The organism is Roseateles sp. (assembly GCF_047654785.1).
Classification (GTDB): domain Bacteria; phylum Pseudomonadota; class Gammaproteobacteria; order Burkholderiales; family Burkholderiaceae_C; genus Pelomonas.
Window position 1 is genome coordinate 175,058 of sequence record NZ_JASGKQ010000003.1, and the last position, 20,560, is coordinate 195,617.

At 72.5% G+C, this 20,560-nt stretch carries 22 protein-coding genes; 9 read left to right on the forward strand and 13 right to left on the reverse strand.

The annotated features are described in order from the left end of the window. Positions 1–5 precede the first annotated feature (5 nt). From QM788_RS09935 to QM788_RS09965, 7 genes are read right to left on the reverse strand one after another with little or no spacing between them, the layout of a single operon-like run. Positions 6–593, reverse strand: coding sequence for a hypothetical protein (locus QM788_RS09935; RefSeq protein WP_415661333.1), 588 nt, complete (start codon positions 591–593; stop codon positions 6–8). Further along, a complete protein-coding gene (locus QM788_RS09940; RefSeq protein WP_415661334.1) occupies positions 590–4,891 on the reverse strand; it encodes a pilus assembly protein in 4,302 nt (1,433 codons plus the stop codon). The genes QM788_RS09935 and QM788_RS09940 overlap by 4 nt, the downstream gene beginning before the upstream one ends. 37 nt (positions 4,892–4,928) lie before the next feature. Continuing rightward, entirely contained in the window at positions 4,929–5,615 is a 687-nt protein-coding gene (locus tag QM788_RS09945; protein ID WP_415661335.1) for a PilX N-terminal domain-containing pilus assembly protein, read from the reverse strand. Then, positions 5,606–6,655, reverse strand: coding sequence for a PilW family protein (locus QM788_RS09950; protein WP_415661336.1), 1,050 nt, complete (start codon positions 6,653–6,655; stop codon positions 5,606–5,608). The genes QM788_RS09945 and QM788_RS09950 overlap by 10 nt, the downstream gene beginning before the upstream one ends. Continuing rightward, positions 6,652–7,158, reverse strand: a complete 507-nt coding sequence (gene pilV, locus QM788_RS09955) for a type IV pilus modification protein PilV (protein ID WP_415661337.1) — start codon at positions 7,156–7,158, stop codon at positions 6,652–6,654. The genes QM788_RS09950 and pilV overlap by 4 nt, the downstream gene beginning before the upstream one ends. Then, positions 7,155–7,781, reverse strand: a complete 627-nt coding sequence (locus QM788_RS09960) for a GspH/FimT family pseudopilin (protein WP_415661338.1) — start codon at positions 7,779–7,781, stop codon at positions 7,155–7,157. Before QM788_RS09960 ends, pilV begins: the two co-directional genes overlap by 4 nt. Then, a complete protein-coding gene (locus QM788_RS09965) occupies positions 7,775–8,218 on the reverse strand; it encodes a type IV pilin protein (RefSeq protein ID WP_415661339.1) in 444 nt (147 codons plus the stop codon). The genes QM788_RS09960 and QM788_RS09965 overlap by 7 nt, the downstream gene beginning before the upstream one ends. Before the next feature lie 257 nt (positions 8,219–8,475). Between QM788_RS09965 and QM788_RS09970 the strand changes: the two genes are divergently transcribed. The 6 genes from QM788_RS09970 to QM788_RS09995 are packed head-to-tail and all read left to right on the forward strand — an operon-like array spanning position 8,476 to position 12,407. Then, positions 8,476–9,279 carry an ABC transporter ATP-binding protein gene (locus QM788_RS09970; protein WP_415661340.1) on the forward strand — a complete coding sequence of 268 codons (804 nt, stop codon included), beginning with the start codon at positions 8,476–8,478 and terminating at the stop codon, positions 9,277–9,279. Continuing rightward, the gene (gene mlaE / locus QM788_RS09975; RefSeq protein WP_415661341.1) at positions 9,276–10,055 is read left to right on the forward strand and encodes a lipid asymmetry maintenance ABC transporter permease subunit MlaE; all 780 of its coding nucleotides are present in this window, start codon (positions 9,276–9,278) and stop codon (positions 10,053–10,055) included. Before QM788_RS09970 ends, mlaE begins: the two co-directional genes overlap by 4 nt. An 18-nt stretch (positions 10,056–10,073) precedes the next feature. Further along, positions 10,074–10,553: an outer membrane lipid asymmetry maintenance protein MlaD gene (mlaD, locus tag QM788_RS09980; protein ID WP_415661342.1), complete on the forward strand. Its 480-nt coding sequence runs from the start codon at positions 10,074–10,076 to the stop codon at positions 10,551–10,553. 5 nt (positions 10,554–10,558) lie between these two features. Further along, positions 10,559–11,389, forward strand: coding sequence for a VacJ family lipoprotein (locus QM788_RS09985; protein ID WP_415662968.1), 831 nt, complete (start codon positions 10,559–10,561; stop codon positions 11,387–11,389). A 57-nt stretch (positions 11,390–11,446) separates the two neighbouring features. Continuing rightward, complete coding sequence (locus QM788_RS09990) at positions 11,447–12,085, forward strand: MlaC/ttg2D family ABC transporter substrate-binding protein (protein ID WP_415661343.1); 639 nt, start codon at positions 11,447–11,449, stop codon at positions 12,083–12,085. A gap of 4 nt (positions 12,086–12,089) precedes the next feature. Continuing rightward, positions 12,090–12,407: an STAS domain-containing protein gene (locus QM788_RS09995; protein ID WP_415661344.1), complete on the forward strand. Its 318-nt coding sequence runs from the start codon at positions 12,090–12,092 to the stop codon at positions 12,405–12,407. Between the two features lie 8 nt (positions 12,408–12,415). Here the strand turns inward: QM788_RS09995 and QM788_RS10000 are convergent, their stop codons facing one another. Continuing rightward, positions 12,416–13,276 carry a MurR/RpiR family transcriptional regulator gene (locus QM788_RS10000; protein WP_415662969.1) on the reverse strand — a complete coding sequence of 287 codons (861 nt, stop codon included), beginning with the start codon at positions 13,274–13,276 and terminating at the stop codon, positions 12,416–12,418. 2 nt (positions 13,277–13,278) lie between these two features. Continuing rightward, on the reverse strand, positions 13,279–14,724 hold the full coding sequence (zwf, locus tag QM788_RS10005) for a glucose-6-phosphate dehydrogenase (protein WP_415661345.1): 1,446 nt from the start codon (positions 14,722–14,724) through the stop codon (positions 13,279–13,281). A gap of 123 nt (positions 14,725–14,847) precedes the next feature. Here zwf and tal point away from each other — a divergent pair, with 123 nt between their 5' ends. The 3 genes from tal to QM788_RS10020 are packed head-to-tail and all read left to right on the forward strand — an operon-like array spanning position 14,848 to position 18,022. After that, positions 14,848–15,789, forward strand: coding sequence for a transaldolase (gene tal, locus QM788_RS10010; protein ID WP_415661346.1), 942 nt, complete (start codon positions 14,848–14,850; stop codon positions 15,787–15,789). 2 nt (positions 15,790–15,791) lie between these two features. Continuing rightward, positions 15,792–17,405 (forward strand): glucose-6-phosphate isomerase, encoded by a 1,614-nt coding sequence (gene pgi / locus QM788_RS10015; protein WP_415661347.1) that lies wholly within the window; start codon positions 15,792–15,794, stop codon positions 17,403–17,405. Beyond that, complete coding sequence (locus QM788_RS10020) at positions 17,402–18,022, forward strand: HAD family hydrolase (RefSeq protein WP_415661348.1); 621 nt, start codon at positions 17,402–17,404, stop codon at positions 18,020–18,022. The genes pgi and QM788_RS10020 overlap by 4 nt, the downstream gene beginning before the upstream one ends. Here the strand turns inward: QM788_RS10020 and QM788_RS10025 are convergent. Genes QM788_RS10025 through QM788_RS10040 form a run of 4 tightly spaced genes read right to left on the reverse strand, consistent with a single transcriptional unit; the run spans position 18,012 to position 20,554 of the window. Then, positions 18,012–18,236, reverse strand: coding sequence for a DNA gyrase inhibitor YacG (locus tag QM788_RS10025; RefSeq protein WP_415661349.1), 225 nt, complete (start codon positions 18,234–18,236; stop codon positions 18,012–18,014). The genes QM788_RS10020 and QM788_RS10025 overlap by 11 nt on opposite strands. Then, positions 18,233–18,988: a cell division protein ZapD gene (zapD, locus tag QM788_RS10030; protein WP_415661350.1), complete on the reverse strand. Its 756-nt coding sequence runs from the start codon at positions 18,986–18,988 to the stop codon at positions 18,233–18,235. The genes QM788_RS10025 and zapD overlap by 4 nt, the downstream gene beginning before the upstream one ends. A 14-nt stretch (positions 18,989–19,002) precedes the next feature. Continuing rightward, a complete protein-coding gene (gene coaE, locus QM788_RS10035; protein WP_415661351.1) occupies positions 19,003–19,617 on the reverse strand; it encodes a dephospho-CoA kinase in 615 nt (204 codons plus the stop codon). Position 19,618: 1 nt separating this feature from the next. After that, entirely contained in the window at positions 19,619–20,554 is a 936-nt protein-coding gene (locus tag QM788_RS10040) for a prepilin peptidase (protein ID WP_415661352.1), read from the reverse strand. Positions 20,555–20,560: the final 6 nt, after the last annotated feature.

Consider the following 20,560-nt stretch of genomic DNA (forward strand, 5'->3'; position numbering starts at 1 on the left):
CCGGATCAGCCCGGCGCCGGCAGCGCCCGCGCGGTGCGCGCCGCGCTGCGCAGGCAGCGCTCGGCCGTCGCGTCGCGCCGCCAGGCCCAGCGGGGCGCGGCGGCGCCGGGTCGGAAGTCGAGCTGCAGGCAGTGCGCGCGCGCCGCCGGCGCGGGCGCGAAGCGGGCCCCGGCCAGCGCGCGCTCGCCCAGGCCCTGGAACGGGCTGGGCGCATCCGCCGGCCGCGTGGCCGTGAGGACCTCGCTCACCTGCCCGTCCGCCGCGACGCGCACATAGGCGCGCAGCTGCACGCCCGCGTCGGGCAGCAGCGCATCGGGAAACCCGACCTCGGGCGACCCGCCCACGAAGTCGGGCCGCGCGAGCTCGCCGACGTCATGGCCCGGGGCCGGCACGCTGGCCGCAGGCGTCGCGGCGGCGGGCGCAGCAGGCTCCGCGTGGGGAGGCGCGGGCCGGAGCAGGCTGAGCCGCAGCGGGCCGGCCGCCGCGCCGACGGCCACCGCGGGCCGGGCCGGGCCGGCGGCGGGCCACAGCAGCGCGGTGTGGCAGGCCAGCGCCAGCAGCGCGCTCAGCAGTACGGCCCTCGGCGGCCTCACTGCTGCAACAGGTCGCGCCACGAGATGCGGCGGGTCGGCTTGGCCTTGGGGTCGTAGGGCGGCACGCCGCCGCAGTCGCTGCCGTCCGAGCAGCGGATGAAGACGTGCAGGTTCTCGTTGGGCAGGGCCACCACTTCCGGGCTGGAGCCCAGCACGCCGCCCAGGGACACGCTCTTGACGGCGCCGGTCCTGTAGTCGAAGTAGTTCAGCCAGCTGCTGCCCACCGGGTTGCAGACGTCGCCCTGCTGGATGACGTTGGACACCACGGTGAGCACGCCCAGCGCCAGCAGCGGGTCGGTGTTGACGCGCTCGCGCTCCAGCGGCAGGTCCACGTACCAGCCGCCCTTCTCGGCCAGGTTGACGCTCTTCTCGACCTGGGTCATGCGCACCGTCGTGCCCGCCTTGCACCAGATCGCGCCGGTGGGGCAGCTGGCCGGTGCCAGCGTCTGCTGGACGAAGTTGCCGCCGGCCCGGACCTCGCCGTGGCCGGTGTCGGTCAGGTCGTCGCGGATGCCGTAGACGCTCTGCACCGTCGCGTCGCTGAGGTCGCTCAGGCCCAGGTAGCGGCCGGTGCCGACGTAGACCATGGGCACCGAGCCCACCTTGCCCAGCTCGGGCCGCGAGGTCACCGGCTGCAGCTTCGGGCTGGCGGCGCCGTTCTTCAGCACGGCGAGCCGGGTGGCCTCGTAGCCGGCGGCGCCGACGGAGTTGTTGACGTCGAAGCGCCAGACGTTGCCCAGCGTGTCGCCGCCGTAGAGGCGCTGGATGGTGTTGTCGGTCTCGGCGTGGTCCAGCCAGGCGCGGATGTGGCCCAGGCCCGACGGGGTCGTCGTGTCGCCGACGCCGGTGCTCACCCCGGCCGGCAGCGCCGTCACGGGCTGGCCGGTGGCCGCGTCCAGCACGAAGATGCGGCCCTTGCCGTCGCCGGGCTTGACGTTGTTGTAGCCGGACGGCAGCACCACCACCCATTGGCCGCTGGCCAGCTTGCCGATCTCGGGCTTGCCGAAGCTGTAGCCCATGTTGCAGCGGGGCGTGGTGCTCGGGCAGTTGGCGTCGGTGTCGCCCACGCCCACGCCGAACTCCCACAGCGCCTTGGGCTCGGCGGGGTTGGTCACGTCCAGCGCGTAGTAGCCGCGCCCGCCGGCGCCCAGGCCGCCGACCAGCAGGGTGCGCCATTCGTCGCCGATCTTCATGTCCTGCACGAAGGGCGAGCCGTCGACGAAGGCCTGGTGCTGCGAGGCGTACTGCTTGTCCGCCAGCCGGTAGAGGTTGGGCAGCACGGCGCTGGGCACATAGGCCCAGGCCTCGGCGCCGGTGCTGGCGTTGAACGCATGCAGCATGCCGTCGTTCGCGCCCACGTAGACCATGCCCTGGCGGCCCTGCGCGTTGAACTCGGCATAGCCCGCGTCGTTGTACTTCACGAGCTGCCGGTTCACGTAGGCCGCCGCGGAGTTGACGATGTCGCCCAGCAGGTGGGTGCGCGCGCGGTAGTACTTGCTGCCGTCCTCCAGCGGGCCTTCGTGGCGGCGGTCGCCGCGCAGGAAGTCGACCAGCGCGGCGCCAGCCGCGAGGTCCTGCGTGGCGGCGTCGAGGCAGTAGGACGGCCCGGTGCAGAACTGGGTCAGCGCGCGGCCGGTGGCGCTCACCCAGGCCTTGCTGAAATAGGCCTGCTCGCCCGCCGTCATCAGCGCGTGGTCGAAGTTCTTCAGCCCGTTGGCGCTGCCGGCGGAGAACATGTAGACCTTGCGGCTGGTGTTGCCCTCCAGCTGGGTGCGGGCCGACCAGTTCACCGTGTCCAGCTCGCCGTTGTCGAGGTTGATGGCCTTGCTCTGCAGGTCGCCGCTCCAGTACGAGGACATGAACATGGAGACGAAGGCGGTGTTGTCGCCCGCCGTGACGTTGGGGTTGCTGACCGTCGCGGCGGCGGCGGCGCCGATCTTGGCGTCGGTCTGGCCCAGCGCGTTCTTCAGCCCCTCGTACAGCGCCGTCGGGTCGCCGGCGCTGAAGTAGGTGCCGCCGCCGTTGACGGCGGCATGCCACAGGTCGTCCACCGCCGTCAGCGTGTTGTTGGCGGGCTCCGGCCAGTTGCAGGTGCCGCCGGCGGTCTGCCAGCTGCAGACGCCCGAGCCGGCGTTCGCCGCGTCGCCGTTGGCGACCGCGTTGAAATCCGCCGAGCCGCCGCTGGCGTAGTTCCTGGCGAACTGCATGTAGCCCGAGACGCCCAGCCCCAGCGTGAAGGTGGTCATGGTCTGCTTCTCGTGCCGGGGGTCGCCGGTGCCGCAGACGTCGGCGTTGCTGCCGCTGCCGCTGGTGCATGAGCCCTGGCCGGTCGAGCCGTCGCGCAGGTCGGTGTTGGCGAAGTAATAGGCCACGTCGGCCAGCGTGTTCTTGTTCTTGAGGCCGTCGAGCTGCGGGCGCGGCACGGCGGCGGCGGAGTCCACGTCGCCGATCTCGGCGCCACCCGGCCGCTTGGGCGTGCCGCTCTCGTTCCAGAAGCCGTCGGTGGACAGGATGGTGATGTTCTTCTGGCAGGCGTACTGCACCGGGTCCTTCACGGTCACGCCGTTGAGCTTCTGGCCGTTGTAGCTGCCGGCGAACAGGCGGCCCGCAGCGGACAGCGCGCCGCGCAGCGGCGTCGAGTTGTTGGGCTTGGCGGCGAACAGCTTGCTGAACCAGGTGCTGCGCTCCGTGTCGGCGAACTCGGCCAGGTTGGCCAGGTCGCTGCCGGTGTTGTTGTTGATGCTCATATAGCCGACGCGGCGGTTGCTGCCCACGTCGCCGAAGGCCAGCGCGGCGGACGACTTCATGGCCTGCATGCGCGTGCGGTAGTAGGCCCACCAGTTGGCGAAGTTGGTCATCTCCTCGTCGTAGCTGCAGCCGGCGGCGGCGCAGTCGCCGCGGGTGGCGGCGCGCGGGTAGGTGGCGCCGGGGACGATGTCCACCCGCTCGAAGCGGCCGGCGTAGCGGCCCGGCGTGGGCGCCGCGTAGGACTGGTAATCGTTGGCGAACGGGCCGGCGTTGGCGGTGGGCGTGAAGCTGCAGTTGGCGCCGGCGGCAATGGACAGCGTGGCGTAGGTGCCGGCGATGTTGCCCTTGTCCACCGGCGCGGTGATGGTGACGTTGGCGGCCGAGGCCACGGCCTTCCAGCCGCCCGTGGTCTTGAACTTGGCGACCAGCTTGGTGGCCAGCACATTGGGGTTGTTGGTGCGGTCGGTGGCGCCGCTGAGCATCTCCACGCCGCCGATCTTCAGCGAGCCGATGGCCGTCGTGCGGTTGCCCGAGCAGCCGCTGACCGCGAGCTTCAGGGTCAGCGACGAGCCGCGCCCGGGCGAGCCGTTGTCGCCGGCGCTGAAGAACTTGGTCGGGTAGCGCGCGTGGCTGAAGTTGTTGTTGCGCGTGGCCTGGCAGGACGCCGCGGCCGGCGTCGTCGCGCGGGCGTTGGCGTCGGAGTTGCACCAGCGCACCGGCGCCGGGATGGTGTAGCCGGCCTGGGCCGACGCGCGGCAGTCGCGCAGGTCGACGCCGGAGCAGTACTCGGCCGAGTGGATGCGGTAGTAGTGCGGGCCGAAGCTGCGCGGCGTGGCGTTGCTGGCGTCGCCCGCGTCGCCCTTGACCGTGGCGGCGTCCGGCGCGCCGCTGGCCACCCAGCCGCTGCCGCGGGCCCGGGTGGCGTTGAAGCGGGTGTAGGCCTTGCCGTTGACGGTGCCGGGCAGCACGTAGTTGTCGTTGCGCAGGCAGTCGGAGAGGCTGCCGTCGTCCACGCACCACTCGGTGTCGGGAAAGTCCTTCAGCAGGTCGATGCTGCCGGTGTTCTGCACGTTGTAGGCGTCGTTCTTCACGGCGGACCAGGCGCTGGTGACGGCGCGGGTCTGGCTGGGCCAGGCCTCGCCGTTGGCGCGCACCGGCGGCTTGTAGGTGACGGCGGGGTCGTAGGCCTGGCCGTTGAAGCCGGCCGCCAGGAAGGGCGGCTGGCCGCGCGCGGTGCCGAACGGCGCGGCGCCCAGCCAGCAGGCGGCGCTGTCGCTGCCGTTGATGCAGCAGCGGTTGCCGAAGTTGCCGCTGTTCTGGGGCGTCGCGCCGGTGCTGCGGCACAGCGCGGTGTTGGTGTGGTCGGGCAGGTAGTCGAAGCCCATCGAGCCCGAGTCGTCGATGATGAACAGCAGATTGGCCTTCACCGAGTCCGGGTTGGCGACGATCAGCGGCTGCTGCGAGATGTCGGTGGTGGCGGCGCCGGCCGGCGGCAGCGCCGCGCCGGCCAGCAGCAGGGCCAGCGCGTGGTGGAGGCGGATCGTCGTCATGGGAACCTCGCGGAGGGGAGGGGGCGCGCGTCGGCCGTCAGATGGCGACGACGGCCTGGATGAAGCTGGTGGCGTTGCGCGGCCCCTGCACCCGCACGGTGATGCGGTAGTACACGGCGCTGGGGGTGTTGAGGCCGATGCTGTTGCTGTTGCTGTTGCCCTCGCCGCCGGTCCGGGCCGGCGAGGCCTCGCACCGGGCGCTGCGGGCCGGGCCGGTGGCGCTGCACAGGCGCTGGATGGCGAACGACACCTGGTTGCCGTTGGCGTCGCGCGGCAGGTCGTTGACGCGGTTGTCCGTCACCAGGCTCTGCCAGTAGCTCTCCCAGGTCTGGCCGAGGCTGAAGTTCGGGTCGCCGCGCGTGGCCATGTAGCGCATGGTGTCCATCGTGTCGCCATCGCGCGGCAGGTGGTTGTCCAGCCGCGTGGACGGCACGGGCGGCGGCGCCGGCTTGCCGGCGGCGATCTCGGCGGCCGCCGAGGGCGCGGGCAGCGTCGCGGCGGACTGCTGCTCCAGCCAGGCCACCGCGCGCTCGATGCCGGCGTCGGCCGCCTGCACGGCGCCCTGCTGGAAGGCCAGGTTGCCGGCGACCCGGTTGCTGGCGACCACGCCGCGCATCAGGCCCACGGCCGCCAGCGACAGCGCGGCCAGCACGACGAGGGCGAGCACCAGCACCAGGCCGCGCTGGCGGGCCTGGCGGGGCGGTGGGCAGGGCGTCACGGGCATGAGGCGAAGGCCGGGTCGAGGGTGTCGGGCGCGTTGCGCAGCGGCACCGTGGTTTCATAGGTGCGGTAGCGGTAGCGCTGCCAGTCGCTGCCGGCGGGGGTCAGGTCGGCCGCGCCGGCCCAGGACGGCGCACTGGCCGGCAGGTCGGCGCGTTCCGGGTAGGGGTTGCGCGCCACCAGCGCCACGCGCACGCCGACCACGCGCGCCACGTCGCAGTCCGTCGCCAGCGTGGCGTTGCCGGCGTAGCCGTCCACCAGGCCGTCGCGCGGCGTGCTGCTGTCGCGGGCGTACTCGGCGCGCAGGCCGACGACGTGGGCCGCCACCTCGGTCCAGTTCGCCTCGGCCAGGCTGGTGCAGCTCTGCGCCATCATGTCGCAGACGGTCAGCCGGCTGTCGCGCACCGCGTAGACCAGGAAGCGCGGCTGGCGGCCGAGGTTGAACAGCACGCCGTTGGCGGCGCCCGCGAGGCCGGTGGCCACGGTGACGTCGGTGGTGGTCGGCGGGGCGTTGACGCGGGTCAGCGTCAGCGCGCAGGTGGTGGCGCGCTGGGCCGGCGTGGCGATGACGCGGTCGCCCGGCTGGTAGGACAGCGAGCCCGGCACCACATAGGTGGCCGGCCCGCGCTGCTGCGCGATCAGCCCGCCCTCGGGCGAGCCCCAGCCGGCGCCGTAGGCGAGCATCAGCACGTCGGTGCCCGCGTCGCCGGCCGGGATGCCGGCGGGGTTGATGGTGACGGGCGCCAGCGCCGCCACGCTGCCGCCGCTGCCGAGGTCGAGCTGGCACAGCAGCAGCCGCGGCGACATCAGCCCCTGCCCGGCCTGGCGCAGCTCGCGCTGCAGCATGCTCAGCGCGATGGCGCCGGTCATCTGCGCCTCGTCGGTGCCGGTGGTGGCGCGCCGCTGGCCCTCGGAGACGCGGAACACCTGCGTGACCACCAGCACCGCAGCCATCGCGACGACGATGCCGACCATCAGCTCCACCAGGCTGAAGCCGCGCTGGCGGCGGTGGCGGCGGGGAACGGGGCAGGGCGTCGCCATCATCGGATCTCGTTGGTGAGCACGATGTTGTGCACCGGCTCGCTGGCGGGCGCGTTCGGCGCCTTCCAGCGGACGGTGATGCTGACCAGCGTGCTGGCGCTCAGGCCCGTGGCCGGGGTGGCCGCGCCGTTGACGATGGCCGGCAGCGGCTGGTTCTGCGTCAGTGTGACGATGGGCGGGTGGCCCGCCGCGCCGGGCAGCTGCGCCGCGACGCGGGCGCGCCAGGTGGTGTAGTCGGCGCCGTCGCGGTCGTCGGGTTCCTCGGTGCCGGCGCCCTGGAAGCGCGCCTGCAGGGTGGCGAAGCTGCGGCTGGCCAGGCGCATCTGGCCGAGCAGCTCGTTGGCCAGCAGCGTGGCGTCGGCGCGGTACTTGGTCTCGCCGGACTGCTTGGCGGCGCTGGCCTGCAGGCCGACCAGCCCGAGCACGCCCAGCGAGAAGATCAGCAGCGCGACGAGCACTTCCAGCAGCAGCACGCCGCGCTGGCCGGGGCGGGCGGGCGTGGTCATGCGCAGGCCTGCGAGTCGCCCTCGGGGGCGCTGGGGTTGCACAGGCGCACCTGCCCGGCCGGCGAGACCAGGATGCGCAGGCAGGTGACCCCGCCGCCGTCGGCCACGCACTGGCGCTCGGCGCCGGCCGGGGCCACGTCGATGGCGACCGCCGCGGGAGCCGCCGCGCCGCCGGTGGGCGCCCGGCGGCCCAGGCCGTTGAAGACGATCTCGCTGGCGCCGGCCGCCACCTGCACCCGGCCGCCCGCCTCGGCCGCCGCGCGCACCTGCAGGATGCTGGGCGCCACGGTGTCGCTGGGCGCCGTGCCGCACTGGCCGGCCACCGAGTCGCCTTCGCCCGCGTCCACCATGTCCACCACCCAGGCCAGGCCGGAGGTGCTGAGGGCGCAGCCGTCGTCCACCGAGGTGGTCAGCTGGAAGCGGACCTGGGTGTTGCGCGTGGTCGCCTCGCTGCGCGCGTACTGCAGGCCGGCCAGCAGGCTCTCGGCCGTCGCGCGCACGCGCGTGCCCGCGATCCAGGTCGAGAAGCTGGGCGCCGCCAGCGCCAGCAGCAGCGCCATGATGACCAGCACCACCAGGCTCTCGACCAGGCCGATGCCGCGCTGGACGGAAGCGGTCAGCACGTGCCGTCCTTCTTCGTCACCCAGCAGCTGCTGGAGCCGGTCCAGCCGGAGCCGGTGGGCACCGTCGTCGCCTTGGCGCCGGACTGGGTGACCGTGTAGGAGAAGCCGCTCATCGCGTCCTTGCCGGTGGCGGTCAGCGTGAACGCGGTGGCGGTGGCGGTGTCGCCGCAGGAGAAGTCGAAGTACTTGCTCGCGCTCTGGTCGCGGGCGCAGGCGGGCGCGCCGGCGTAGGTGCGGTTGTCCTGGAAGAACTGCTCGATCTGCACCTGCCGGGTCGCCAGCTGCGAGGTCGCGTCCGGCACCCGGCTGCGCACCACGTAGTCGCGGTACTGCGGGACGGCGATCGCCGACAGGATGGCGATGATGGCCACGGTGATCATCAGCTCGACCAGCGTGAAGCCCCGGGCGCGGGCGGAGGTGCGGAGGAGGAGGGGCATGGCGGCGTCGGGCGGCGGGGGGGTGAAGGCTATTTTGGTAGCCGGCCCGGCGGCGGGGTGTGCCGCTTGTCGCGGTGCGGCAAACGCTGGTCGCGGCCGGCGCGCGAAGCGTGAACTCGGCCACGGTTCGCGGCCCAGCCGGCGGCGGTGGCGGGCGCGGCGCCGGGCCCGGCCGGGCCGTCTCGGTGTTTCCCCTATCATGGCGCCCTTTCGGCCACCCCTCCCGCCGCCGCCTCCGGCCCGCCTGCGTGACTCCCTTGGCAACCGCTCCCCTGATCGAACTGCGCGACGTCAGCGTCGGCTACGGCGACCGCGTCGTGCTGAGCGGCGTCAACCTGACGCTGCCGCGCGGCCAGGTGCTGGCGCTGGTCGGCACCTCCGGCGGCGGCAAGACCACCGTGCTGCGCCTGCTCGGCCGGCAGCTGCGCCCGCTCTCGGGCCAGGTGCTGTTCGACGGCCAGGACCTGGCGCCGCTGGACCGCGCCGGCCTGTACGCCGTGCGCCGCCGCATGGGCATGCTGTTCCAGTTCGGCGCGCTGTTCACCGACCTCAGCGTGTTCGAGAACGTCGCCTTCCCGCTGCGCGAGCACACCGACCTGCCGGAGTCCATGATCCGCGACCTGGTGCTGATGAAGCTCAACGCCGTCGGCCTGCGCGGCGCGCGCGACCTGCTGCCCAGCGAGATCTCCGGCGGCATGGCGCGCCGCGTGGCGCTGGCCCGCGCGATCGCGCTGGACCCCGACCTGGTGCTGTACGACGAGCCCTTCGCGGGCCTGGACCCGATCTCGCTGGGCGTCGCCGCGCGGCTGATCCGCGACCTGAACGACGCGCTCGGGCTGACCACGGTCGTCGTGTCGCACGACCTGCACGAGACCTTCGGCATCGCCGACCGGGTGGCCATGATCGCCAACGGCCGCGTGGTCGCGCAGGGCACGCCGGACGAGCTGCGCCACAGCGACGACCCGCTGGTGCGCCAGTTCGTCGGCGCCCAGCCGGACGGCCCGGTGCGCTTCCACCAGCCGGCCCGGCCGGTGGCCGAGGACTTCGGGGTGGCGCCATGATGGCCTTCGCCGCCCGCATCGGCGCCGGGGTGCGCCACAGGCTGGCCGACATCGGCGCGTCGGCGCGGCTGTTCTTCAGCCTGCTGGCGCGCTCGCCCCGGGCGCTGACGCGCTTCGTCCTCGTGCGCGAGCAGGTGTTCTACCTGGGCAACCGCTCGCTGTCGATCATCGGCGTGTCCGGCCTGTTCGTCGGCTTCGTGCTGGCGCTGCAGGGCTATTACACGCTGCAGCGCTACGGCTCGTCCGAGGCCGTGGGCCTGCTGGTGGCGCTGAGCCTGGCGCGCGAGCTGGGGCCGGTGGTCACGGCGCTGCTGTTCGCGGGCCGGGCCGGCACCTCGCTGACGGCCGAGATCGGCCTGATGAAGGCCGGCGAGCAGCTGACGGCCATGGAGATGATGGCCGTGGACCCGGTGCAGCGCGTGCTGGCGCCGCGTTTCTGGGGCGGGCTGATCGCCATGCCCCTGCTCGCCGCGGTTTTTTCGGCGGTCGGCATCATCGGCGGCTGGCTGGTGGCGGTGCCGCTGCTGGGCATCGACGCCGGGGCGTTCTGGTCGCAGATGCAGGGCGGCGTGGACGTGTTCGCGGACGTCGGCAACGGCGTCGTCAAGAGCCTGGTGTTCGGCGTCACGGTCACCTTCGTGGCGCTGCTGCAGGGCTATGCCTGCAAGCCCACGCCGGAGGGCGTGTCCGCCGCCACCACGCGCACCGTCGTGCTGTCCTCCCTCGCCGTGCTGGCGCTGGACTTCATGCTGACGGCGATGATGTTTTCGATTTGATGGAGCCCCGGAGTACACATGCAAGCCTCTCGACATGACGCCTGGGTGGGCCTCTTCGTGCTGGTGGGCGGCGCGGCGCTGCTCTTCCTCGCGCTGAAGGCCGGGAACCTGCTCAGCCTCAATTTCGACGCCACCTACCAGGTGACGGCGCGCTTCGACAACATCGGCGGCCTGAAGCCGAGCGCGGCGGTGAAGAGCGCCGGCGTCGTCATCGGCCGGGTGCAGTCGATCAGCTTCGACGACAAGACCTTCCAGGCCAAGGTCGTCATCAACCTGCAGCAGGGCGCGCTGTTCCCCAAGGACAGCTCGGCCAAGATCCTGACCGCGGGCCTGCTGGGCGAGCAGTACATCGGCCTGGAGCCGGGCGCGGACGAGAAGAACCTCGCCGGCGGCGACGTCATCACCCAGACGCAGAGCGCCGTGGTGCTGGAGAACCTGATCGGCCAGTTCATCAACAGCAAGGCGTCCGACATGGGCAGCACCGGGGGCAAGCCTTGAGCCGCGTGCTGCGCGCGCTGGCGCTGCTGGCGCTGGTGGCGGGCCTGGCGGGCTGCCAGACCGTCAAGGGCGTCGGCACGCGCATCGAGCGCGCGGTCGACAAGGTGATGGGCTCCAAGGGCCAGCGGCTGGACCCGTGGGAGAAGTGGAACCGCAAGGTCTTCGCCTTCAACGAGAAGCTCGACGAGAACGTGCTCAAGCCCGTGGCCACCGCCTATTCGGAGCTGGTGCCGTCGCCGGTGCGCACCGGCATCGACAACTTCTTCGGCAACATCGGCGACGCGTGGTCGGCCGCCAACCTGCTGTTGCAGGGCCGCTTCAAGGCCGGCGTCGAGCAGGGCATGCGCTTCGCCGTGAACTCCACGCTGGGCCTGGCTGGCGTGCTGGACATCGCCACCGAGGCCGGGCTGGAGAAGAACAGCCAGGACTTCGGCAAGACGCTGGGCAAGTGGGGCATGGGCACCGGCGCCTATGTCGTCTGGCCGGTGTTCGGCCCGTCGTCGGTGCGCGACTCGCTGGCGCTGCCGGTGGACTGGCAGGCCTCGCCGGCCGTCGTCTTCGACGGCGGTGAGAAGAAGGTCGCCATCACGGCGCTGAACGCCATCAACACGCGCGCCAACTTCCTGCGCGCCGGCGAGATGCTGGAAGGCATCGCGCTGGACAAATACACTTTTTACCGGGACGCCTACCTGCAGCGCCGCGGCAGCTTCGACGATGATGACGACGAGATCGAGGTGCTGGGCCTGGACGGCGGCGGCACGGCCCCGGCCGCCGCGCCGGCCTCTGCCGCTGCCCCCGGCCAAGCCGCCGCCCCCGCGTCCGCCGCCTCGCGGTGAACCAAAACCGGGGCTGGCGCGTTGAGTGCCGGTCCCTGTTCCTCAGAAAGCGACACCATGACCCTGCTGACCTCCCTGCGCCGCCTGCTGGCGGTGACCACCCTCGGCCTGGGCCTCGTACACGGCGCCCAGGCGGCCACGGCCGCCGCCCCGGACCAGCTGATCCGCGAGCTGTCCGTCGAAGTCCTGAACACGGTCAAGTCCGACAAGGACATCCAGGCCGGCAACATCGCCAAGATCATCGCCCTGGTGGATGCCAAGGTGATGCCGCACATCAACTTCCAGCGCATGACGGCGTCCGCCGTCGGCCGCTTCTGGCGCCAGGCCACGCCGGAGCAGCAGCAGAAGCTGCAGGCCGAGTTCAAGACCCTGCTGGTGCGCACCTATGCCGGCGCGCTGACGCAGGTGAAGGACCAGACCATCGGCCTGCGGCCGCTGCGCGCGCAGCCGACCGACACCGAGGTCGTCGTGCGCACCGAGATCCGCGGCAAGGGCGACCCCATCCAGCTCGACTACCGGCTCGAGAAGGCCGGCGAGGCGTGGAAGATCTACGACGTCAACGTGCTCGGCATCTGGCTGGCGGACCAGTACCGCAACAGCTTCGCGCAGGAGATCGGCGCCAACGGCATCGACGGCCTGATCAAGAGCCTGGCCGACAAGAACGCCAAGGCCGGCGCGCCGGCCGCCAAGGGCTGACACCTTGAACAGCGGCCTGAAGCTGCCCGCGCGGCTGCGCCTGGACGGCGCCCGCGCCGCCTGGGCGCAGATGTCGCCCGCGCTGCGCGCCGAGGCCGCGCAGGTGCTGGCCGCGGCCGGCCGCGAGGTGCGGCTGTCGGCCGCCGGGCTGACGGATTTCGACTCGTCGGCGCTGAGCCTGCTGCTGTCCGCGTCGCGGCAGTGCCTGGAGCAGGGTGCCACGCTCAAGCTGCTGGACGCGCCCGAGAAGCTGCGCGAGCTGGCGCGCGTCTACGGCGTCGCGGAACTGCTGTGGCCGCCGCAGCCCGCCGTGGCGGCCTGATCCGCTGATCAGCCGGCGTAGCGCTTGGCGCGCAGGTTCTTCTTGATCTCCTGCAGCGCCGGCCGCAGGTGCGGGCCCAGCTTCAGCGCCACGCCGGTGGTCAGGATGTCCACCGCGATCAGGTGCAGCAGCCGCGACACCATGGGGCTGTAGCGGTCGTAGTCTTCCGGGTGGTCCACCGCCAGCAGGATCTGCGCGGGGCCCAGCGCCAGCTGCGCCAGCGGCGAGGCGCTGGCCGTGATGATGATGATGGTCGCGCCCTTCTTGCGCGCGATCTCGGCGGCGTCCAGCAGGTCGCGGCTGCGGCCGGAGTTGCTGATGATGACGGCGCAGTCGCCCGGCTGCAGCATGGTGGCGCTCATCAGCTGCACATGGCCGTCGCTGGTGGCGACGGTGTTGACGCCCAGGCGGAAGAACTTGTGCTGCGCGTCCTGCGCGACGATGCCGGAGTTGCCGACGCCGTAGAACTCGATGCGCCGGCCGTGGCGGGCCGCGTCGGCCAGCGCGTCGATGGCGCGCTCGAAGGCGTGGCCGGCCGCGTCGTTGCGGTAGTGCAGCAGCGCGGCGACCGCGTTGTCCACGACCTTGACGATGACGTCGGCCGGCTTGTCGTCCTCGTCCACCGCGCGGTGCACGAAGGGCACGCCTTCGTTGACGCTGCCGGCGAGCTTGAGCTTGAAGTCCGCCAGGCCGTCGTAGCCGACGCTGCGGCAGAAGCGCACGACCGTCGGCTTGGACACGTGCGAGCGGTCCGCCAGCTCGCTGACCGGCAGGCTGGCGAAGCTGCGCGCATCGGCCAGCAGCAGCTTGGCGACGCGCTGCTCGGCCGGCGGCAGCGCGGGCAGCGCCGCCTTCACGCGCTCCAGGATGCTCATTGCTCTTCGGCCCAGGAGAAGCCGTCGCGCGCCACCAGCGCGCTCGCAGCCGCCGGGCCCCAGGAGCCGGCGGCATAGGGCCGCGGGCCGGTCGCGTCGGCGCTCCAGGCGTTCAGGATGGGCTCCACCCAGCGCCAGGCCTGCTCCTGCTCGTCGCTGCGCACGAACAGGTTCAGCCGGCCGGCGATCGCGTCCAGCAGCAGCCGCTCGTAGGCGCCGACGCGCTGCGTGGCGAAGGCCTTGTCGAAGTCCAGGTCCAGCGACACCGGCGTCAGCTGCTCGCCCTGGCCGGTGCCCTTCTGCGCCAGCAGCTGCAGCTCCAGGCCGTCCTCGGGCTGCAGCTTGATGACCAGCCGGTTGGGTTGGCCGCCGCCGGGGAAGATCTTGTGCGGCACGGGGCGGAAGTTGACGACGATCTGCGCGTCCCGCTCGGCCAGCCGCTTGCCGGTGCGCAGGTAGAAGGGCACGCCGGCCCAGCGCCAGTTGTTGACCTCGGTGCGCAGCGCGACGAAGGTCTCGCAGCGGCTCTCGGGCGGCACCTTCACCTCGTCCAGGTAGCCCGGCACGGCCGCGCCGTCGATGCTGCCGGCGCGGTACTGGCCGCGCACCACGTCGCGCGCCACGCTCTCGGCCGTGAAGGGCTTCAGCGAGCGCAGCACCTTGAGCTTCTCGTCGCGGATGGCGTCGGCGTCGTTGGCCGGGGGCGGCTCCATCGCGATCATCGTCAGCAGCTGCAGCGCATGGTTCTGGATCATGTCGCGCAGCGCGCCGGTGCCGTCGTAGAAGGCGCCGCGCGTGCCCACGCCCAGGCGCTCGGCCAGCGTGATCTGGATGTTGGCGATGCTCTCGCGCCGCCACAGCGGCTCGAACAGCGCATTGCCGAAGCGCAGCGCCATCAGGTTCTGCACCGAGGGCTTGCCGAGGTAGTGGTCGATGCGGAAGGCCTGGGCCTCGGCGAACACGGCGCGCACCGCGCGGTTGATCTCCTGCGCGCTGGCCAGGTCGTGGCCCAGCGGCTTCTCCAGCACCACGCGCACCTTGTCGTGGTTCAGGCCCACGGCGCCCAGCTGCTGGCAGATGCCGGTGAACAGGTGCGGGCTGGTGGCCAGGTAGAGCACCACGGTGTCGGCGTTGCGCGCGTCCAGCCAGTCCTTCAGGCCCTGGTAGTGATCGGGCTGGGACAGGTCCATGCGCTTGTAGTGCAGCAGCGCCGCGAAGCGCTCGAACTCCTCGTCGCTGGGCCGCTTGGCGCCGTCCACCTCGCGGAAGCGCTCCTTCAGCCACTCGCGGTAGCGCTCGTCGGACTGGTCGTCGCGCGCGACGGCGAGAATGCGGCCGCCCTCGGGCAGCTTGCCGTGCCGGAAGGCCTGGAACAGCGCGGGCATGAGCTTGCGCCACGTCAGGTCGCCGGTGCCGCCAAAGAACACGAGATCGAAGGACATCTGCGGGGTCTCCCAGCCGGCGCTCCCAGCGGAGCGGCAGCCGTTGTGTAACTAAGTTTCGTGAAATACTATGCAGCAGTTTCTTCACCGGGTCAATCCGCCTGGCCCGAACACGGACCGCCCATGAACCAACTCGACCAGCTCAAAGCCGTGACCACCGTGGTGGCCGATACCGGCAACTTCCTGCAGCTCGCGCAGTTCGCGCCGCGCGACGCGACGACCAACCCGTCGCTGATCCTGAAGGCCGTGCAGTCGCCCGACTACGCGCCGCTGCTGAAGGAGACCGTCGCGGCCCACCGCGGCCGGCCGCTGGACGAGATCGTGGACCAGGTGCTGGTGCGTTTCGGCCTGGAGATCCTGAAGGTGGTGCCGGGCCGTGTGTCCACCGAGGTGGATGCGCGCCTGTCCTTCGACAAGCCCGCGTCGCTGGCGCGCGCGCGCCGCCTGATCGCGCTGTACGAGGCCGCCGGCATCCCGCGCGGGCGGGTGCTGATCAAGCTGGCCGCCACCTGGGAAGGCATCCAGGCCGCCGCCGAGCTGGAGCGCGAGGGCATCCACTGCAACCTGACGCTGCTGTTCGCGTTCTGCCAGGCGGTGGCCTGCGGCGCGGCCGGGGTGCGGCTGATCTCGCCCTTCGTCGGCCGCATCTACGACTGGTACAAGAAGGCCGCCGGCCCCGCCTGGGACGAGGCCGCGATGGCCGGCGTGAACGACCCCGGCGTGAAGTCGGTGACGCAGATCTACGGCTACTTCAAGCAGCACGGCATCCCGACCGAGGTGATGGGCGCGAGCTTCCGCAACATCGGCCAGATCCAGGCGCTGGCCGGCTGCGACCTGCTGACCATCAGCCCCGACCTGCTGGCGCAGCTGCAGGCCACCGACGCGGTGCTGGAGCGCGTGCTGGACCCGGCCAAGGCGCCGGCGATGCCGGCCGTGCAGCTGGACGAGGCCGGCTTCCGCTTCGCGCTCAACGAGGACGCGATGGCCACCGAGAAGCTGGCCGAGGGCATCCGGTTGTTCGCCGTCGACGCCGGCAAGCTCGACCGCCTGATCCAGGAGGCCTGAGCATGCGCTGCGACCAGTCTCCCGCCTGGGCCGCGCTGCAGGCGCACTACGCCGCGAGCGGCCGGGGCTTCGACCTCCGCGAGGCCTTCGCGGCCGACGCCGGGCGCTTCGCGGCGCTGTCCTTCGAGGCGCCCGAGGTGTTCGCCGACCTGTCCAAGAACCGCGTCGACGCGGCCACGCTCGCGCTGCTGCTGACGCTGGCGCGCGACTGCGGCCTGGAAGCCCGCCGCGACGCGCTGCTGCGCGGCGACCCGGTCAACACCACCGAGGGCCGCGCGGTACTGCACACCGCGCTGCGGGCGCCGGCCGGCAGCGGCGCGCCGTTCAACGCCGAGGTGCAGGCCGCGCTGGACGCGATGCTGGCCTTCGCCGAGGGCGTGCGCCGGGGCGAGCGCGGCGCGATCACCGACGTGGTCCACATCGGCATCGGCGGCAGCGACCTGGGCCCGGCCATGGTGGTGCAGGCGCTGCAGGCCTTCGGCCGCCGCGACCTGCGGCTGCACTTCGTCTCCAACGTCGATGGCCACGACATCGCGCCGGTGCTGGCGGGCCTGGATGCGGCAAGCACGCTGTTCGTCATCGCCTCCAAGACCTTCACGACGCAGGAGACGCTGGCCAACGCACAGGCCGCCAAGGCCTGGTTCCTGGCCGCGGGCGGCACGGACGTGGCGCGCCACTTCGTCGCCACCAGCAGCAACACGGCGGCGGCCGCGGCCTTCGGCATCGACACCGCGTTCGGCTTCTGGGACTGGGTGGGCGGCCGCTACTCGCTGTGGTCGGTCATCGGCCTGCCGATCGCGATCGCCATCGGCGCCGACCACTTCCGCGCGCTGCTGGCCGGCGCGCATGCGATGGACCGGCACTTCGCGTCCACGCCGCTGGCGCAGAACCTGCCGGTGCTGCTGGGCCTGATCGACGTCTGGTACCGCAACTTCCACGGCTTCACCAGCCGCAGCGTCGCGCCCTACCACCAGGGCCTGCGCCGGCTGCCGGCCTACCTGCAGCAGCTGGAGATGGAGAGCAACGGCAAGGGCGTGGACCTGGACGGCAACCCGCTGCCGTTCGGCACCTCGCCGATCGTCTGGGGCGAGGCCGGCACCAACGGCCAGCACGCCTATTTCCAGATGCTGCACCAGGGCACGGACGTGATCCCGGTCGAGTTCATCGCCGTCAAGCGCCCCCAGCACGGCGCCAGCGGCGAACTGGCCGCGAAGCTGGCCGACCAGCACCGCAAGCTGCTCGCCAACTGCCTGGCGCAGAGCCAGGCGCTGATGCAGGGCAAGACGGCCGCCGAGGCGCTGGCGGAGACGGCGCCCACCGCGTCCGCCACGCTGGACCGCGAGGTGCTGGCCCGGCACCGCAGCTTCCCCGGCAACCGCCCGAGCACGACGCTGCTGCTGGGCGCGCTGACGCCGCGCTCGCTGGGCGCGCTGATCGCGCTGTACGAGCACCGCGTGTTCGTCACCGGCGCGCTGTGGGGCATCAACAGCTTCGACCAGTGGGGCGTCGAGCTGGGCAAGGCGCTGTGCAACCAGCTGCTGCCGCGCCTGGAGCGCGGCGACACGGCCGGGCTGGACGGCTCCACCGCCGGCCTGCTGGCGCGGCTGGCGGCATGAGGGTCGTCTTCGACTTCGGCGGCGTGCTGTTCCGCTGGCACCCGGCCAGCTTCCTCGCGCGCGTCTGGCCGCACCGCGTGCCCGATGCGCAGGCCGGCGAGGCGGTGGCGCGCGAGTTCTTCCAGAACTACGGCGGCGACTGGGGCGCCTTCGACCAGGGGCTGATCGGCATGGCCGAGACGCTGGACCGCATCGCCGCGCGCACCGGCTGGCCGCGCCACGAGGTGCAGCAGGTGGCCGACGCGGTGCCCGGCGAGCTGGCCCTGCGCACCGACACGGTGGCGCTGATCGAGGCGCTGCGCGCCGCCGGGCGCCGGCTGCACTACCTCTCCAACATGCCCGAGCCCTATGCCGACCACCTGGAGCGCAGCTTCCCGCTGCAGCGCTGGTTCGACGGCGGCGTGTTCTCGGGCCGGGTCAAGCAGAGCAAGCCCGGCGCGGCGATCTACGAGCTGGCCGCGCGGCAGTTCGGCGCGCGGCCCGAGGAGCTGCTGTTCCTGGACGACCACCCGGCCAACGTCGAGGCGGCCCGGGCGCTGGGCTGGCAGGCCCTGCTGTTCACCGATGCCGCGGGCGCGCGGCGGGAGCTGGTGGCGCGCGGCTTGCTCAGTGCATGAGCTGACCGGGCTCGGGCTGCTCGTCCGGGTCCTGCGGCGGCGTGGCCGGCACGCGGAAGCTCTCGCTGGCCCAGGCGCCCAGGTCGATCTGCCGGCAGCGCTCGCTGCAGAACGGCCGCCACTGGTTGCGGGGCGCGAACACGCTGTCGCCGCCGCACTGCGGGCAGCGCACCAGGCGCTCGCCCTGCGCATTGGTCTTCATGCCCGCGCTCATGTGCACAGCGTCAGCTCGAAGCTGGCGTCTTCCGGGGCGAGCTTGAGCCGGCCTTCCTCGTCCTGGCGCATCAGGCGGATGGCCACCAGCAGCCGGTGGCCGGAGATCTCCGGGATCAGGCCCAGGCTGGGGTCGATGCGCATGCGCAGCAGCTGGTAGACGCGGCCGGCCGGCAGGCTCTGCTGGAACTGGCCCGCCGTGGCGGCGACCTTGTGCGGGCTACCGGTGTCGCGCAGCAGCCCCAGCAGCACCTGCAGGGCCTCGGCCATGGGCATCAGCGTCTGGGTCCAGCCCATCAGATCCTTGCGGCGGCGCACCGGCAGCAGCTGCTGCCAGTGGTAGTAGGCCGGCAGGTCGAACTCGCAGGTGCCGCCCGGGATGCCGATGCGGCTGCGGATGCTCATCAGCCAGTCGTTGCCGGTCAGCGCCGCGCCGGTCTTGCCGCTGAGCGCGTTGAGCCGCTGGAAGGCGCCGTCGATGCGGGCGATGACCTCGTCCAGCCGGCTCTCGTCCAGGCCCGGGCTGCCGCGGTAGCCGTTGAACTGCGCCTTGTGCTTGTCCAGTTCCTTCAGCAGGTCGCTCTTCAGGTCGGCGCGCGACGCGACGTCGAGGATCTCGAACAGCGTGACCAGCGCGAAATGGTGGTCCAGCGCGGTCTCGCGCGCCATCAGCGCGCCAAGGCGGTCGAACAGGTGTTCGAGGCGCAGCATCGTGCGGATGCTCTCGTTGAACGGGTACTCGTACAGGACCACGGCGCAGGCTTCAGTCAGGGCATGGCCATTGTTTCACAGCCCCAGCGTGCGGCCAGGCTGAGCGCCTCGTTCCTGAGCGCGGCCAGCGGCAGGCCGTCGTTGAAGATGACGGCGTCGGCGGCGGCGCGGCGCGCCTCGCGCGTGGCCTGCGCGGCCAGCACGCCGGCGATGCGCTCGCGCGTCCAGCCCGGGCGGCGCAGCACGCGCTCGACCTGCGTGCCGGCCGCGCAGTCGACCACGAGCACGCGCGCCAGGCGGGCCCGCCAGCGGCCGGACTCGACGAGCAGCGGCACGTCCAGCACCACCAGCGGCGCGCGGGCGGCATCGGCGGCATCCGCCTCGGCCAACGCCTGCGCGGTGATCAGCGGGTGCAGGATGGCTTCGAGCCGCCGCTTGGCGCCGGCGTCCGAGAAGGCGAGGGCGCGCATGCGGTCGCGGTCCAGCGCGCCATCGGGTGTGACGAAATCGGCGCCGAACTGCTCGCGGATGGCCGGCATGGCCGCGCCGCCGGGCAGCGTCAGCGCGCGGGAGATCGCGTCGGTGTCGACGATGGCGGCGCCGGCCTCGCGCAGGAAGCCGGCGACCGTGCTCTTGCCGCTGCCGATGCCGCCGGTCAGGCCGATGCGCATCTCACCAGCCCAGCCAGCCCAGCACGGCCTGCGGGCCGGCGAACAGCGCCACCAGCCCGCCGCCCGCGAGGAAGGGGCCGAAGGGCACGTAGCGGCCCTCGCGCAGGCCGGCGTTCATCTTCATGACGAGGCCGGCGACGGCGCCGATCGCCGACGCGCCGAGCACGATGGGCAGGATCATCTGCCAGCCCAGCCAGGCGCCCAGCGCGGCCAGCAGCTTGAAGTCGCCGTAGCCCATGCCCTCCTTGCCGGTGGCGAGCTTGAAGAGCCAGTAGACCGACCACAGCGACAGGTAGCCCGCCAGCGCGCCGGTGAGCGCCTGGTCGAGCGGGATCGTCCAGCCCAGCAGCGCGGCCAGCAGGCCGGCCCACAGCAGCGGCTGGTTGATGGCGTCGGGCAGCAGCGTGGTGTCCCAGTCGATCAGCGCCAGCGCGATCAGCGCCGCCACGAAGCCGCACCACAGCAGCGTCGCCGGCTGCGCGCCGAAGCGCCAGGACAGCGCCGCGAACGCGAGGCCGGTGGCGAGTTCGACCAGCGGATAGCGCCTGGAGATCGGCGCCTTGCACGCCGCGCACCTGCCGCCCAGGCGCAGCCAGCCGGCGAGCGGCAGGTTCTCGTGCCAGCGCAGCACGTGGCCGCAGTGCGGGCAGCGCGAGCGCGGCGTGGCCAGGCCCAGCGGCGGCAGCGCCTCGATCTTCGTGCCGTAGGCGTCCACGGCCCGGGCCAGCTTGTCGGCCTCGGCGGCCGGCACGCCGGCCACGCGCGCCATCGCGGCGGCGTCGGTCAGCTGCGCGGCGGACTCGTGCAGCCACTGCCGCTCCAGCATCAGCGGTAGGCGGTGGACGACGACGTTCAGGAAGCTGCCGATGCACAGGCCCAGCAGGCCCAGCACCCAGGGAGACAGCCAGAGGGACCAGTCGATGGCGGCGAGGGGCATGGTGGT